The sequence below is a fragment of the Leucobacter iarius genome, assembly GCF_039530105.1.
GTDB classification, from domain to species: domain Bacteria; phylum Actinomycetota; class Actinomycetes; order Actinomycetales; family Microbacteriaceae; genus Leucobacter; species Leucobacter iarius.
The window spans coordinates 1,174,891-1,190,027 of sequence record NZ_BAAAOB010000001.1; the positions used below are offsets into that span (position 1 = coordinate 1,174,891).

General features: G+C 71.0%; 15 protein-coding genes. 7 read left to right on the forward strand and 8 right to left on the reverse strand.

Annotation, left to right across the window (positions count from 1 at the left end):
• Window positions 1–7: 7 nt before the first annotated feature.
• The 7 genes from ABD169_RS05150 to ABD169_RS05180 all read right to left on the reverse strand — a co-directional run bounded on the left by ABD169_RS05150 (window position 8) and on the right by ABD169_RS05180 (window position 6,212).
• A complete protein-coding gene (locus ABD169_RS05150) occupies window positions 8–1,717 on the reverse strand; it encodes an ABC transporter permease (protein ID WP_344030161.1) in 1,710 nt (569 codons plus the stop codon).
• On the reverse strand, window positions 1,701–2,741 hold the full coding sequence (locus ABD169_RS05155) for an ABC transporter substrate-binding protein (protein WP_344030164.1): 1,041 nt from the start codon (window positions 2,739–2,741) through the stop codon (window positions 1,701–1,703). The genes ABD169_RS05150 and ABD169_RS05155 overlap by 17 nt, the downstream gene beginning before the upstream one ends.
• Window positions 2,731–3,546 (reverse strand): metallophosphoesterase family protein, encoded by an 816-nt coding sequence (locus ABD169_RS05160; protein WP_344030166.1) that lies wholly within the window; start codon window positions 3,544–3,546, stop codon window positions 2,731–2,733. The genes ABD169_RS05155 and ABD169_RS05160 overlap by 11 nt, the downstream gene beginning before the upstream one ends.
• The gene (locus ABD169_RS05165) at window positions 3,543–4,262 is read right to left on the reverse strand and encodes a tyrosine-protein phosphatase (RefSeq protein ID WP_344030169.1); all 720 of its coding nucleotides are present in this window, start codon (window positions 4,260–4,262) and stop codon (window positions 3,543–3,545) included. Before ABD169_RS05165 ends, ABD169_RS05160 begins: the two co-directional genes overlap by 4 nt.
• A 140-nt stretch (window positions 4,263–4,402) precedes the next feature.
• The gene (locus tag ABD169_RS05170; protein ID WP_344030172.1) at window positions 4,403–5,266 is read right to left on the reverse strand and encodes a MurR/RpiR family transcriptional regulator; all 864 of its coding nucleotides are present in this window, start codon (window positions 5,264–5,266) and stop codon (window positions 4,403–4,405) included.
• 92 nt (window positions 5,267–5,358) lie between these two features.
• Window positions 5,359–5,598 carry a helix-turn-helix domain-containing protein gene (locus tag ABD169_RS05175; protein WP_046454358.1) on the reverse strand — a complete coding sequence of 80 codons (240 nt, stop codon included), beginning with the start codon at window positions 5,596–5,598 and terminating at the stop codon, window positions 5,359–5,361.
• Window positions 5,595–6,212, reverse strand: coding sequence for a hypothetical protein (locus tag ABD169_RS05180; RefSeq protein ID WP_344030176.1), 618 nt, complete (start codon window positions 6,210–6,212; stop codon window positions 5,595–5,597). Before ABD169_RS05180 ends, ABD169_RS05175 begins: the two co-directional genes overlap by 4 nt.
• 186 nt (window positions 6,213–6,398) lie before the next feature.
• Between ABD169_RS05180 and ABD169_RS05185 the strand changes: the two genes are divergently transcribed.
• The 5 genes from ABD169_RS05185 (at window position 6,399) to ABD169_RS05205 (ending at window position 10,847) form a co-directional block, all read left to right on the forward strand.
• Complete coding sequence (locus tag ABD169_RS05185) at window positions 6,399–8,918, forward strand: ATP-dependent Clp protease ATP-binding subunit (protein WP_046454361.1); 2,520 nt, start codon at window positions 6,399–6,401, stop codon at window positions 8,916–8,918.
• A 119-nt stretch (window positions 8,919–9,037) separates the two neighbouring features.
• Entirely contained in the window at window positions 9,038–9,571 is a 534-nt protein-coding gene (locus tag ABD169_RS05190) for an amino-acid N-acetyltransferase (RefSeq protein ID WP_344030179.1), read from the forward strand.
• A gap of 35 nt (window positions 9,572–9,606) precedes the next feature.
• Window positions 9,607–10,233 (forward strand): hypothetical protein, encoded by a 627-nt coding sequence (locus ABD169_RS05195; RefSeq protein ID WP_344030182.1) that lies wholly within the window; start codon window positions 9,607–9,609, stop codon window positions 10,231–10,233.
• Window positions 10,234–10,291: 58 nt separating this feature from the next.
• Window positions 10,292–10,567: a hypothetical protein gene (locus tag ABD169_RS05200; protein WP_344030185.1), complete on the forward strand. Its 276-nt coding sequence runs from the start codon at window positions 10,292–10,294 to the stop codon at window positions 10,565–10,567.
• Between the two features lie 91 nt (window positions 10,568–10,658).
• Window positions 10,659–10,847, forward strand: a complete 189-nt coding sequence (locus ABD169_RS05205; RefSeq protein WP_046454365.1) for a hypothetical protein — start codon at window positions 10,659–10,661, stop codon at window positions 10,845–10,847.
• Between the two features lie 16 nt (window positions 10,848–10,863).
• Here the strand turns inward: ABD169_RS05205 and ABD169_RS05210 are convergent, their stop codons facing one another.
• The gene (locus ABD169_RS05210; protein ID WP_344030188.1) at window positions 10,864–12,351 is read right to left on the reverse strand and encodes a PucR family transcriptional regulator ligand-binding domain-containing protein; all 1,488 of its coding nucleotides are present in this window, start codon (window positions 12,349–12,351) and stop codon (window positions 10,864–10,866) included.
• A gap of 137 nt (window positions 12,352–12,488) precedes the next feature.
• Between ABD169_RS05210 and ABD169_RS05215 the strand changes: the two genes are divergently transcribed.
• Both ABD169_RS05215 and ABD169_RS05220 read left to right on the forward strand, forming a co-directional pair.
• Window positions 12,489–13,685, forward strand: coding sequence for a CaiB/BaiF CoA transferase family protein (locus ABD169_RS05215; protein WP_344030191.1), 1,197 nt, complete (start codon window positions 12,489–12,491; stop codon window positions 13,683–13,685).
• A 44-nt stretch (window positions 13,686–13,729) separates the two neighbouring features.
• Window positions 13,730–14,893 (forward strand): acyl-CoA dehydrogenase family protein, encoded by a 1,164-nt coding sequence (locus tag ABD169_RS05220; protein WP_046456132.1) that lies wholly within the window; start codon window positions 13,730–13,732, stop codon window positions 14,891–14,893.
• Window positions 14,894–15,137 lie beyond the last annotated feature (244 nt).

Here is a 15,137-nt window from a genome sequence, read left to right on the forward strand (position 1 = left end):
GGCGGTCCTAACGGTGCGAACGGGCGGTGATGCCGAGGCCGAGCAGGCCGACCACGGCGACGATGAGCGAGAGGGCGGACGATGCGTTGTAGGCGCCCGCCTGCTGCAGGTTGAAGATGACGACGCCGAGGGTCTGCGAGCCGGGGGAGAGCAGCAGCACCGACAGGGTGAGTTCGCGTACCGCGGTGAGCGCGACGAGGATCGCCCCCGAGATCGCGGCGGGCACGGCCATGCGGCACGAGATGTCCCAGAGCGCGCGCAGCCGGGATGCGCCCGAGATGCGCGCGGCCTCCTCCGCGGTGGTGGGGGTCGCCGACAGCGGGGCGTGCACCGACTGCACCACGAGCGCGAGGAACGACGTCAGATACGCGCAGAGGATCAACCAGGGCGTGTTGTGCAGGCCGATCCGCGGTGCGATGACGAGCCAGGCGACCGCGATCACGAGGCCGGGGATCGCCTGCGGGAGCAGGGCGATGCCGAGCAGCGGTGCGTTGCCGCGGGAACGGGTGCGGGTGACGAGCGCGCCGATCCCGAGCCCCAGGATTCCGCAGATCAGCGCCGCCAGCGTCGCGAGCATCACGGAGTTGCCGATGCCGGCCAGCGTGCCCGAGGCCGAGAGCGCCCGCTCGAAGTTCGCGAGGGTGGCGGTCTCGACCGAGAGCGGGACTCCGGGCGCGGGCAGCAGCGACTGGATCGCGAGCGTGACGAGCGGTAGCACGGTCACGGCGAGTACGAGCAGCGCGGTGAGGACCGTGATCGGGGTGCGCGCCGCCCCGAGGGGGAGGCGCGCGGGGGCACCGGCTTGCGCATCGAGTTCGACCCGGGTGCGGCCGCTCAGCGCGCCGACGACGACGCCGAGCAGAGCGATCACCAGCAGCACCGCGCCGATGGCTGCGACCACCGCGAGCGGATCCTCGACGGTGCCCGACTGCAGATAGCGGTAGACGAGCGTGGAGAGGGTCACGTAGCGCTCCGGCAGGCCGACGATCGAGGGGATGCCGAAGTCGGCCAGGTTCGAGACCGCGATGAGGGTGAACGACGACAGCATCGCCGGGCGCAGCAGCGGAGCGGTGATCTCCCAGAGGGCGCGGGGCGCCGAGGATCCCGCGATCCGTGCGGCCTGTTCGAGGTCGGCGGGGATGCGGCGCAGGGCGGCGGTGACGATCAGCATCGCGACCGGAGCGCTGTGCAGGGTGAGGAGGAACACCACGCCGTCGCCGCCGTAGAGGTTCCAGAGCGGGCCGCCGAAGTGCTTCGTCCAGAAGCCGTTCAGCGCGGAGGACGGGCCGAGCAGGCTCAGCCAGGCGATCGCGCCGACGAACGGCGGCATGAGCATGGGGCTGAGCGCGAGCAGCCGGAGAGCGCCGCGGAGCCGGATGTCGGTGCGCTCGAGCAGCAGCGCGAGCGCGGTGCCGATGAGCACGGCGAGCGCGCCGGAGACGACGGCCGAGACGAGGGAGTTGGCGGCCGCGCCGAGCACATCAGGATCCGCGAGCGCCGACCAGCCGCCGCCGGTCGCCGCGAGCGCGACGATCGCGGCGATCGGGACCAGGATCAGCGCGGTGACGGCGCACCAGAGTGCGACGCGCGCCGCGGTGAGGCCGTCGAACCGGACCGCCGAGAAGGCGCGACCGAGGAGGCCGCGGCCCCCGACCGCTCCCGCGGGAGCGACGGGGGCCGCGGCGGCGACCGCGATCGGGCTACTGGAAGAGGCCATTGAAGGTCTTGACCGCGTCGGCCTGCGAGGCGCGGATGGTCTCGAGGCTCGGGGTGAGCAGGGTGATGTCGGCGAGTGCGGGTGCGCCCTTCGGGCTCTCGACATCGTCGCGCACGGGAAGGTACGACTGCGAGGCGGCGATCTCCTGGCCCTCCTTGCTGATGAGGAAGTCGACGAACAGCTTCGACGCCTCGGGCTCCTTCGTGTCGGCGAAGATCCCGACCGGCTGCGAGACGAAGGGCACGCCCTCGCTCGGGTAGACGGCCTTGATCGGAGATCCAGCGGCGGCGAGATCGCGCACGAGCGAGTCGACCACGATGCCGACCGGGCTGCTGCCGTCGGCGACGGCCTGCGAGACCGGGCCGTTGCTGTCGGCGATCAGCGGCTTGTTCTTCGCCAGGCCTTCGAGCCAGCTCGTGCCGAGCGACTTCTCGTTCAGCCACACGGCGGCGTTGTACGCCGCCGCGCCCGAGACATCGGGGTTCGGCATCGCGATCTTGCCGGCGTACTTCGGATCGGTGAGATCCTTCCACGACTTCGGCGCATCGGTGATCACGTTCGTGTTGACGGCGATCACGGTCGGGATGATGCGGGTGCCGACGTAGAAGTGCTCGGGGTCGATGAGATCCTTCGAGAGCTTCGCGGCCTCGGGCGACTCGTAGGCGAGCAGCAGGTCGCGCTCCGCGTAGCCCTCGAAGGTGCCCGCATCGGCGGCGAGCAGCAGGTCGGCGCCGATGTCGCCGGCCTTCTCCTCCGCGGCGATGCGCGCGGTCAGGTCGCCGGTGCCGGCACGGAACACCTTGACGGTGATCTCGGGCTGCTGCTTGGAGAACGCGGCCACGACCGCGTCGATCTTCTCCTGCGGTTCAGAGGTGTAGAGCGTGATGGTCGAGGCCTTGGTCGCCCGGGGCGAGCCGGAATCGGAGCCGCCGGTCGAGTTCGCTGCCGAGGCGGCGCAGCCGGTGAGGGTGAGGGCGGAGAGGGCGAACGCGGCGATGACGCCGAGCGAGCGGTTACGGGACATGGGTCGCTTCCTGTCGTGCGTGGGTGAGTGTGCGCGTGAAGAGGGGCCGGGGGGCGTGCAGTGCGACCGTCGAGGCGACGACACCGTCGTCCGAGAGCTGCACGAGCGAGAACATGGGGGAGTCGTGCCCGGCGACCGCATCGGGGCCGGCGTCCATGACCTGGTGGTAGGCGAGTGATGGACCGACGAAGACCGGGATCCCGCGCAACTGGGCCGAGAGCCCGTGGTGGAAGTGGCCGGCGAGGATCGCGCGGACGTCGGATCCTTCGAGGACCGCGAGCAGGGCGTCGGCGTTCGAGAGCCCCTGGCTCCGCAGCGTCGGCAGCGGCGATCCGATCGGCGCGTGGTGCAGTGCGACGACGGTGCCGCGCTCCGCGGGGATCGCGAGCTCGTCGGTGAGCCACTCGAGCTGCGCCGCGTCGAGCTCGCCCCGGTGGGAATCGAGACGGATCACCCGGACACCGTCGACGCGCTCCGCCGAAACGTGCCCCGACTCGTGCCCGGGTAGTGCGCGCGCCGCGACGGGGTCGTCATGATTGCCGAGCACCGTGAGCACCGGGGCGCCCAGGCGCGTGCCGAGCCTGCGGCAGGCGTCCGCGACCGCCGCGTACGCCCCTGGGTTGCCGCGTTCCACGAGGTCGCCGGTGATCACGACGACCTCGGGGGTGATCCCGGTCGCCCGCGCGTAGTCGCCGACGCGCTCCAGACGGGCGATCCCGTCGACGGCGCCGTAGAGGAGCCCGCTCTCGGTCGCGTGCACATCGCTCAGGTGCAGGATCGTGAACCGGCCGGTCGCGCGGCTCATCGCGCCAGCTCCGGGAGCACCGCGGCGGTGCGGCGGATCGCGCGGCCCGCCGCGCGATCCGCGAGGGCCGCGAGCTGCGCCGGAGTCGCTCCGCGGTCGATCAGGTAGGCGTCGACGCCGCCCAGACGATCCACGAGATCGAGGGCGTGCTCCAACGCCTCCGCGGGGCTGTCGAGATGCAGCCGCTCGGACTCGGCCCGGGCCGCGGGCACCAGGTCGAGGGCGTCGAGCTGCGCGGCCGCGATCCCGGCGCGGGCCGGGCGCACCGAAGCCCCGGACAGTGCGTAGTCGGCGATGACCTCGCTCCGCCCGGCGCCCGTTGCGAGCCGGGCGAGCGCGACCACGAGGCCCGTACGGTCCTTGCCCGCCGTGCAGTGCACCACGGCGGTGCCCGGATGCTCGGCGATCTCCGCGACGGCGGCCGCGACCCGATCTCCGCGATCCGTCAGCAGCCCCGTATAGATCCGTTCGAGCGATCCCGTCGCGGGAGGGGCCTCACCGTAGAGCGGGAGGGAGCGCACGGGGATCCCGTGGGTGCGGTGCGCCTGCTCGCCGGACTCGCGGAGATCGATCACCAGATCGACGCCGAGCTCGCGCAGCGTGCGCTCGCCGCCGGATGTCAGACCGTCGAGCGCGGCGGAGCGCACGAGCCAGGGGCGGTCGGGCCGGCCGAACCCTCGTGCGTTGTAGCTGCCCTCGATCGGAATGACGTGCACTGCGAGTTTCTCCTACCGGTTGCGCCCGTTACATCGGGCGTGAAATGCGGTTACGCAGAGCAGCTTCCCGAGGTCGGGTGTCGGTGGGGTGAACGGCCGGCGGACGCGGCGTGAGCGGCGGGAGAAGGGTCCGGGCGCGTTCAGAGGTCGGAGTCCGCGAGCGCCTCCGCGACGACCTCGCGCATGTCGAGCGCGTCGACGGGGGCGGTGCGTTCCGAGACCTCGGCGACGAGCGCCTGCAGCAGCACCGAGTGGCCGAGGCGGTTGAAGAAGGGATCCACCGTGTGCTGGGTGCCGACCGACCCCGTGGAGAGCGTCACATCCGCAAGGTCGGTCAGCGGCGTCCTGGCGTAGCTGGAGAGCGCGATGATGCGTGCCCCGCGTCGGCGTGCGGCCCGCACCGTCGCGAGCGTGTGCGCGTTGGCGCCCGAGTGGCTCAGCGCGAGGCAGGCGTCGTCGGGGGTGAGAGTGTGGGCGGCGAACTGCTGGGCGAGGATGTCGAGCGGGGCCTCGACCGGCCGACCGACGGTGGCGAAGCGCATGGCGGCATCCTGCAACGGCGGAGCCGAGAAGCCGTTGGCGGCGCAGACCACGCGTCCGGCGGTCGCGAGCAGCTCGGCGGCGTTCACGAGCGCCGTGCGATCGATCGCCTGCCGGGCGACGTGCAGCACGGCTCGCGCGCTCTCGAAGAGGTGGTCCACCGCGTCTCCGGGGGTGTCGTCGCCGCCCGGCTCGGGGGCCTCACGCGCGAGTTCGAGCCGCAGGTGCTGGAATCCGCGGAACCCGAGTCGCTGGCAGGCACGGATCACGGTCGCGGTGGAGGTGCCCGCCGCGGCCGCGAGCTCCTGCGTCGACCACTGCGGGACCTCGTGCGGGCGGTCCAGGATCACGCGGGCGACCGCGCCCTCGCTTGCACCGAGCGTCGCCGCGTGCGCGCGGATCAGCGCGACGACCGCGATGCGGCTCGCGAGGGGCACGGTGGAGGGCTGCGGTGCTGCGGGCATGGGGTCACGCTAAGTCGCGAGCGTGAACGCGCAGTGTCCGCGGGGTGTCGGGTCGCTGGCCGTTGCACCGGCCGGGGATCTGTGGATTCCGATCAGCCCGCGCGGTCGTCGGCGACGAGCAGTTCGCCGACCGTGCAATCGAGCGCGCGGCAGATCGCGGTGAGGGTGGAGAACCGGATCGCGCGGGCCCGGTCGTTCTTGAGGACCGAGAGATTGACGATGCTGACGCCGACGGCCTCGCTCAGCTCGGTCAGGGTCATGCCACGGGCGGCCAGCAGTTCGTCGAGCCGGCAGTGGATCGCGTGCCCGTCCTCGGGCTCGGCCGGGGTCATACGAGCCCCTCGGTCTCGCGCTGCATGCGCTCGCCGATCACGAACACCGTGCAGACGATCGCCACGGCGAAGGCGGCGACGACGAACGGGAACGGCTCGATGCTCAGCACCGCGTTGCGCACGTCGCCGTAGTCGGAGACCTGCGCGACCGCCGCATTGGCGAGCATGTTGTCGAAGAACCGCGTCGCCGCGGCCCCGATGAGACCGGTGATGCCGGCGGTGCCGACGAGCACGGTGCTCGACCGGCCGAAGATGCGGCCGCGGGAGAGTCTGCGGCTCAGCAGGATCAGGCACAGGATCACCGTGGCGAAGGCGATCACGAGCACGAGCTGGCCGATCACGCCCGCCCAGGTGGCGATCGGCGGCACCGCGGTGCGGAGCACGGCCCGGTCGAGCAGGACCTCGACGTCCGATCCGTCGGGACCGATGGGGGCGGTCGCGCGCTGATCGATGAACTCGGCTGCGACCCGGATCGGACCGCTGCCGAGCAGCTCGCCGATGCGGAGGGCGGCTCCGACGGCGACGGCGATGGCGATGACGGCGCCGACCGCGACGAACAACCAGAGCGCGACGCGGTCGCCGCGCGAGGGACGGATGTCGGAGGCGATGGTCATGATCCACTCCTTATCGATAAACGATATTAACGCTTGTCGATAAGTGTGCGGGTTCCCGCGGCTCCCGTCAAGTCGCACCGGCCTCCGGTCACGCCTGCGGCGAACACGGACCCACGGCCCGGATCCGGCGCGTACGCTGTCGGTATCGCCGGAGGTGACCGCTGTCTCCGGTACCCAGGAGGAAGCATGTTCGAGAGATTCACCGACCGGGCCCGCCGGGTGGTCGTCCTCGCCCAAGAAGAGGCGAAGATGCTCAACCACAACTACATCGGCACCGAGCACATCCTGCTCGGCCTGATCCACGAGGGCGAGGGCGTCGCCGCGAAGGCCCTCGAGCAGCTCGAGATCTCGCTCGACGCCGTGCGCGAGCAGGTGACCGACATCATCGGCACCGGCCAGCAGCCGCCCGCCGGCCACATCCCCTTCACTCCGCGCGCCAAGAAGGTGCTCGAGCTGAGCCTGCGCGAGGCGCTGCAGCTCGGCCACAGCTACATCGGCACCGAGCACATCCTGCTCGGCCTGATCCGCGAGGGCGAGGGCGTCGCCGCTCAGGTGCTCGTCAAGCTCGGCGCCGACCTCAACCGCGTGCGCCAGACCGTGATCCAGCTGCTCTCCGGCTACCAGGCCGGCAAGGAGAACGCGACGGTCGGCGCCCCCGAGTCCGGCGGCTCCGAGAAGGGCTCGGCCGTGCTCGACCAGTTCGGGCGCAACCTGACCCAGGCCGCGCGCGACGGCAAGCTCGACCCGGTGATCGGGCGCGAGAAGGAGGTCGAGCGGGTCATGCAGATCCTCTCGCGCCGTTCCAAGAACAACCCGGTGCTGATCGGCGAGCCCGGCGTCGGCAAGACCGCCGTCGTCGAGGGCCTCGCGCAGGCCATCGTCAAGGGCGAGGTGCCCGAGACGCTGAAGGACAAGCAGGTCTACGTGCTCGACCTCGGCTCGCTCATCGCGGGCAGCCGCTACCGCGGCGACTTCGAGGAGCGCCTGAAGAAGGTGACGAAGGAGATCCGCACCCGCGGCGACATCATCATCTTCATCGACGAGATCCACACCCTCGTCGGCGCCGGTGCGGCCGAGGGCGCGATCGACGCCGCCAACATCCTGAAGCCGCTGCTCGCCCGCGGCGAGCTCCAGACCATCGGTGCGACCACGCTCGACGAGTACCGAAAGCACTTCGAGAAGGACGCCGCGCTCGAGCGTCGTTTCCAGTCGGTGATGGTCAACGAGCCGTCGCTGCCGCACGCGATCAACATCCTCAAGGGGCTGCGCGATCGCTACGAGGCGCACCACAAGGTCTCCATCACCGACGGCGCCATCGTCGCCGCGGTGAACCTCGCCGACCGCTACGTGCAGGACCGCTTCCTGCCCGACAAGGCGATCGACCTGATCGACGAGGCCGGCGCCCGCCTGCGCCTCTCGATCCTCTCGAGCCCGCCCGAGCTGCGCGAGTTCGACGAGAAGATCGCCGTGGTCCGCGCCGACAAGGAGCAGGCCATCGAGGGCCAGGACTTCGAGAAGGCCGCGAGCCTGCGCGATGAGGAGAAGAAGCTCATCGCGGAGCGCCTGCGGCTCGAGAAGCAGTGGCGCTCGGGCGACGTCGCGACGCACGCCGAGGTCGACGAGGGGCTCATCGCCGAGGTGCTGGCGCAGGCCACCGGCATCCCCGTGTTCAAGCTCACCGAAGAGGAGACCTCGCGTCTCCGCTTCATGGAGGAAGCTCTGCACCAGCGCGTCATCGGCCAGAACGAGGCCATCTCGGCGCTCGCGCGGACCATCCGTCGCCAGCGCGCCGGCCTCAAGGATCCGAAGCGCCCCTCGGGCTCGTTCATCTTCGCCGGCCCCACGGGCGTCGGCAAGACCGAGCTCGCGAAGGCCCTCGCGGAGTTCCTGTTCGACGACGAGGACGCACTGATCTCGCTCGACATGTCGGAGTACGGCGAGAAGCACACCGTGTCCCGCCTGTTCGGCGCCCCTCCCGGGTTCGTCGGCTTCGAAGAGGGCGGCCAGCTCACCGAGAAGGTGCGCCGCAAGCCGTTCTCGGTCGTGCTGTTCGACGAGATCGAGAAGGCGCACCCCGACATCTTCAACTCGCTGCTGCAGATCCTCGAAGAGGGTCGCCTGACCGACGGTCAGGGCCGCGTGGTCGACTTCAAGAACACGGTCATCATCATGACGACCAACCTGGGGTCGAAGGGCATCGCCGGCGGTCCCGTGGGCTTCCAGCTCGAGGGCGACACCTCGGTCGGCTACGACATGATGAAGGGCAAGGTCAACGAGGAGCTCAAGAAGCACTTCAAGCCCGAGTTCCTGAACCGCGTCGACGACACGATCGTGTTCCCGCAGCTCTCGAAGCCCGAGCTGCTGCAGATCGTCGATCTGTTCGTCAAGCGCCTGCAGGACCGCCTGCTCGATCGCGACATGCGCATCGAGATCTCGGTCCCGGCGCGCGAGCGGCTCATCGACCTCGGCTACGACCCGACGCTCGGTGCGCGGCCGCTGCGCCGTGCGATGCAGCGCGAGATCGAGGATCGCCTCTCGGAGCGGATCCTCAGCGCGGAGCTGCTGGCGGGAGACCTCGTGAAGGTGGACTTCGTGGACGGCCAGTTCACGTTCGTCACCGAGGGGTCGAACCGGGACCACTCGGCGTCCTCGGCCTCCGCGGCCGCGGCGGTCGCCTCGACGGCCCCCACCACCGACCACAGCTGATCCCACGGGTCGAACGGAACGCCCATCGCCTCACGGCGGTGGGCGTTCCGCCGTTCCGGGGTGTTTCCCGAGGTTTCCGGGCGGTCCGCGCGACGTTTCCGCAGCACTAGGCTGTGCCTATGCCCGAAGCAGCCGAGATCCGCATCCGCCAGGCACGCACCTCCGACGTGGCGGCCATCGCCGCGCTCATGGTCCCGCTGGTGGAGCGACGGATCCTGCTGGGCAAGGACCTGGTCGACCTCTACGGGGCGGTCCCCGAGTTCCTCGTCGCCGAGGACGCCGACGGCGTCGTGATCGGCTACGGTGCGCTGCACGTCATGTGGGAGCACCTGGGCGAGGTGCGCACGCTCGGCGTCTCGGAGGACTGGCTGGGGCGCGGCATCGGCCATCGGCTGCTCGACGCGCTCGAGCAGCGCGCCCTCGAGTTCGGCCTGAGCCAGCTGTTCTGCCTCACCTTCGAGGTGGATTTCTTCGGCAAGCACGGCTTCGCGCCGGCGGGGGAGGACGAGCAGCTGGTCGCGATCGACGTGTACGCCGAGCTCCTCCGCTCGAACGACGAGGGCGTGGCCGAGTTCCTCGACCTGGCGCGCGTCAAGCCGAACACGCTCGGCAACACCCGCATGCTGAAGGGCATCGGAGCCGCGCGCGCCTGAGCCGTGACGGGCCGGGCTGCGGCTAGCCTGGGGCCATGTCGACGCTTCGCGATCCCGTAGGACCCAAGGACAAGAGCGTCTACGTCCGGCGCCGGATCATCGTGCTCGTCGCGCTGCTCGCGGTCGTCGCCGCAGTCGTGCTCATCATCCTGAAACCGGGCGGCGTCGGCGGAGCCTCGGACGCGCCCAAGGTGTCGGTGCCGGGCGACCTCGGCGACACCGCGGCGAAGCCGACGACCTCGGCCGGCAAGAACTCGACGCCGGCCTGCGCCGAGGGCGAGCTCGTGGTGACCCCGATCGCCGACAAGAGCAGCTACGCCGAGGGCGAGGAGCCGAAGCTCTCGCTCAAGGTCGAGAATCGCGGCACCAAGGCGTGCTCGGGCGACCTCGGGACCGCGACCATGACCTTCGCGATCACGAGCGGCGCCGACCAGGTCTGGCTGTCGACGGACTGCCAGAAGAAGCCCGATCATCGCTCGGTCATCCTGCAGCCGGGCAAGCCGCTCGAGACCGAGACGATCACCTGGGATCGCACCCGCAGCAGCAAGGACACGTGCGACATCAGCCGCGATCCCGTGACCGCGGGCGGTGCCTCCTACCACCTGAAGGTGTCGGTGGGGTCGGCGCAGGGCGACGGCACGGCGCAGTTCATCCTGGGCTGATCGGACGCACCGGCGGGGCCGGGCCGGTCGGCGGTTCGCGAGCGATAGGCTGCATCGCATGTACATCGGCATGATCCGCCCCGTCGAGACGACGACCATCAGCGTGCAGGGCGAGGGGCTTCCCGAGGTGCACGAGCTCGTCCATGCGCAGACCCCCGAAGGATGGGCCGTGGCCGGGATGTCGGTGGCCATGTCGAAGCACGACACCGTGCTCAGCTGCGAGGCGACGCTCGCCCGCCGGGACGGCGTCGAGATGCTCGAGGGCGCCGACTATGCGGACGTGCTCTCGAAGGTGCCCGAGGGGTACCAGCTGCTGTCGGTGCAGCCCGCCTGACCGCGGAGCGCATGGCTGATTCTCGGTGAAGATCCGGGAACGTTTCGGCGTTTTCAATGGTGGGCGGCCGACCCCGGACGTACAGTGAAGCATGGAACGCAAGCAGGAGCCCACCGCACGCACCGGTGGCATTCGTGTCGAGATTCAGCAGGGCAGCAACGAGGCGGTCGCGGTCGACGAGCTGGTCGACGACCTGCTCCACGGCAACGTGACGGGCATGCTCCACGCGCTGCACGAACCCCACGACGAGGGTCACGAGGGCCACTCCTCGAAGAAGTAGGCGGCGCCCGCGCTCCCTACTCGGTCGGCTCGATCGGCGGGAGCGACGGCTCCCGCGTGAGCGCTTCGATGCGCAGCGCGAACCACAGCTCCGAGCGGTCGTCGGCGTCTCCGAACGAGCGGCCGGTGAGCTGCTCGATGCGCGCCAGGCGGTCCCGCAGCGTGTTGCGGTGGATCCGCAGCTCGGCCGCCGCCGGCTGCCGCTGGCCGTGATGGGCGAGCAGCACCCGCGCCGTGCGCCGGAGCTCCTGCGCCTCGGCGTCGACGGCGGTCGCGAGCGGTCCGAGCACGGCCGCGACGATGCCGGCGAGGTCCGCGGATCCCGCGAGCACCGCCTCGAACACGGGCTCTTCGCGATCGACCCAGCGGACTCGGGGCGCCGGCGCCTCGCCGCTCGCGAACGGGGGCCGCGCCGCGAACGCCGCCGCGGCCGAACGGGCGCTGGTCGCCGCCCGAGCGAGCGGGGCCGGGCGTCCGACGACCGCGTCGAGACCCGCGGAGACCGCGGCGTTCACCGCGGTGCCGAGCGCGGCTTCGTCATCGGGGCAGAGCTGCCAGCCCCCGATCCCGCCGTCGCCGTCGTTCGTCGCGACCAGGCGTTCCAAACCCGTGCGGGGTGATCGCCGCCAGTCCGAGAGCGCCTCGGCGCCACCCGCGACGGCGATCGCGCGAACCTGCCCGGGGAATCGCATGCTCGGATCCAGCACTCGCGCGCTCGCGACGCCGCCATCGGCCGGGGCCGCACCGGCCCGTCCGAGCAGCAGCGCGGTCAGGCGCTCCCAGCGCTCGCGCTCGCGATCCTGCTCGCCGCCCGCGCTGCGCAGCTCAATGCCGAGCGCCATCGCGCCCGCCGCGAGCAGCGCCCGTGCGTCGGGTGAGAGGGGATCGTCGCCGGCGACGACGAGCACGGTGCCCGCGGTATCGAGGGGGATCCGTTCGGCGTGCGCGCCCGGATCCGAACCGCCCGCGAGTCCGCTGCTGCCGGCCAGCAGGCTGCCGTCGGCGCGCAGGGCCGCGATCCTGCGCCCGGTCGCCTGCGCGAGCGTCGCGATCGTGGCCGCCGGATTCTGGCCGCCGACGAAGAGCTCCCGGTGCGCCTGGAGCGCGCGGTGCGCGGCGCTGAGCTCGTCGGCCTCGAGCAGCGCGGCGACCGCCTTGCTGACCGCGATGAAGGGGGTCGGCGGTGGGACCTCGATCAGAGCGACCCGGTAGGCGCTGGCCGCGGCGACGAGCGGGCGGGGGATCCGTGCGTGCGCGACGCCGACCCCGAAGCCGATCGCGGCCACCCGCGCCCGGCCCAGGCTCGCGACGAAGTCGTGCCACCGCGGATCGTCCTCCTCGAGCGCGAGCCCGGTCGTGAGCACGAGCTCGCCGCCGTCGAGGTAGGCGCCCAGATCGAGCAGCTCGGTGGTCGAGACCCAGCTCAGGTCGGGATCCCCGGCGCCGGCCTGCACGAGGCGGAGCCCGAGCCCGGGGGTGGAGAGCAGGTGCGAGAGGCGTGCCATGACGACATCTTTGCACAGCAGCGCGGCGGGTAGCGGTGCAGAGTGGCATCTGCGGGCTTCCGGCTCGCGCCTAGACTGAGGGCGAGCGGGCAGCGGAACGCGGCCCGACCCGAGCACCGGCGCAAGAGGGAGACGGCATGACCGAGGCGAACGACACGACGACGCGAGGCCCGCTGTCCGGCATCCGGGTGGCCGACTTCTCGCGAGTGCTCGCAGGCCCGCACGCCACCATGATCCTGGCCGACTTCGGCGCCGACGTGATCAAGATCGAGAGCCCCGAGGGCGACGGCACCCGGCAGTGGTCGCCGCCCGTCAACGCCGTCGGGCAGAGCACCTACTTCGCCGGCGTCAACCGCGGCAAGCGCTCGGTCGTGTGCGACCTGCGATCCGAGGAGGGGCAGGCGCTCGCCCGCTCGCTGGCGTCAACGGCCGACGTCGTCATCGAGAACTTCAAGCCCGGCACCATGGACAAGTTCGGCCTCGGCTACGACGCCGTCGCCGCCGACAACCCGGGCGTCGTGTACTGCTCCATCTCGGGCTTCGGCGACGCCGCCGGTCGCGACCTGCCCGGCTACGACCTGCTCGTGCAGGCCGTCGGCGGCCTCATGAGCATCACCGGGCAGAGCGACGCCGACGGCGGCGAGCCCACCAAGGTCGGCGTCGCGCTCGTCGACATCCTCACCGGTCTCAACTCCGTGATCGGGATCCAGGCGGCGCTGCGCGCCCGCGACACCGCCGAATCGCCGACCGCGGGGCGCGGCCAGCACGTGAAGGTGGCGCTGCTCGGCTCGCTGCTCTCGGCGCTCGCCAACCAGGCGTCGTCCACGCTCGAGACCGGACGGGCTCCCGGCCGCATGGGCAACGCGCACCCGTCGATCGCGCCCTACGAGACCTTCGCCGCCGCCGACCAGGAGGTCGCGCTCGCGGTCGGCACCGACGGCCAGTTCGCCCGCCTGTGCGAGGTGCTCGGAGCCCCCGAACTCGCGAGCGACCCGCGCTTCGTCGACAACCCGTCGCGCGTGGCGCACCGCCTCGAGCTCAAGGCGCTGCTCGAAGGGCTGCTCGCCGCTCGCCCCGCGGGGGAGTGGATCGACGCCTTCACCGCCGCGAACATCCCGGCCGGCCGCGTGAACACCATCGCCCAGGCGCTCGACCTCGCCGAGACCCTCGGGCTGGAGCCCGTCGCCGAGACCCGCGCGACCGCCGCCGACGGGCAGGAGCGCGTGCTGCGCTCGGTCGCGACGCCCATCTCGTTCTCGGCCACCCCGTCCCGCTACTCGGCCCCGCCGCCCGGACTCGGCGAGCACGCCGGCGCCGAGTGGCTGCCGCGCTGATCCACCGTCTTCGAACCGTCAGTCCCGTTCCGAAAGGACCCGCAATGACCACCACCATCGACCAGCTGTTCAACGTCTCCGACTTCGTCACCGAAGAGGAGCGGGAGTGGCAGCTCAAGGCTCGCGACTTCGCGCAGACCAAGATCAAGCCGATCATCGACCAGGCGTTCGAGGACCGCCGCCTGCCCGTCGAGCTGCTGCCCGAGGTCGGCGAGTTCGGCGCCTTCGGCATGTACATGAACGGCTACGGTCTGAAGGGTGCCTCCTCGGTCGCCTACGGGCTCGTCGCGATGGAGTTCGAAGCCGTCGACTCCGGCTTCCGCACCGCGCTCTCCGTGCAGGGCTCGCTCGCCATGGGTGCGATCTACAAGTTCGGCTCGGAGGAGCAGAAGCAGGAGTGGCTGCCCAAGATGGGTCGCGGCGAGGCCATCGGCTTCTTCGGACTCACCGAACCCCAGGGCGGATCCGACCCCAACACCATGCTCACCCACGCGCGCCGCGAGGGCGACCAGTGGGTGCTCAACGGCAAGAAGCGGTGGATCGGCCTCGCCACCATCGCGCAGGTCGGCGTGATCTGGGCGAAGGACGAAGAGGGGATCGTGCGCGGCTTCGTCGTGCCGACCGACACCCCCGGCTTCACCGCGACCGCGATCGAGAACAAGTTGTCGATGCGCGCCTCGCTGCAGACCGAGATCGTGCTCGAGGACGTGCGCCTGCCGCTCGACGCGATCCTGCCCGGTTCGAAGGGCCTGTCGTCGCCCTTCAAGTGCCTCAACGAGGCGCGCTACGGCATCGCCTGGGGCGTCATGGGGGCGGCGCGCGCCTGCCTCGAGGTCGCCGTGGAGCGCTCGCAGACCCGCGAGGTGTTCGGGGCCCCCATCGGTTCGAAGCAGATCATCCAGGCGAAGCTCGCCGACATGTTCGTCGAGTACGAGAAGGGCCTGCTGCTCGCCCTGCACCTCGGCCGACTGAAGGACGCCGGAAACCTGTCGTACGGGCAGATCTCCGTCGGCAAGCTCAACAACGTGCGCGAGGCCATCAAGATCGCCGGCACCTGCCGCTCGATCCTCGGCGGCGACGGCATCACCTCCGACTTCCCCGTGATGCGCCACATGGCGAACCTCGAGTCGGTGCGCACCTACGAGGGCACCGACGAGGTGCACCAGCTGGTGATCGGCCGCGAGCTGACGGGCATCGCCGCGTTCTAAGGGGCTTGGGCTTGGGCTTGGGCTTGGGCTTGGGGTCCTGCCCGCGCCCCCGGCCCCGCCCCCCCCGGTTCGGTATCGAGAGGGCTCGATTCCACCTGTTTCTTTCGAGAAGAGGTGGAATCGAGCCCTCTCGATTGTTGTGTAGTGGGTAAGAGTGGGGAGCCCGGGCTTGTGCGGGAGATGGAAGCTGACCAGGTACGTCCTACACAGCGGGATTCGGCACTCGGCGCCTGTTGAGAACGTT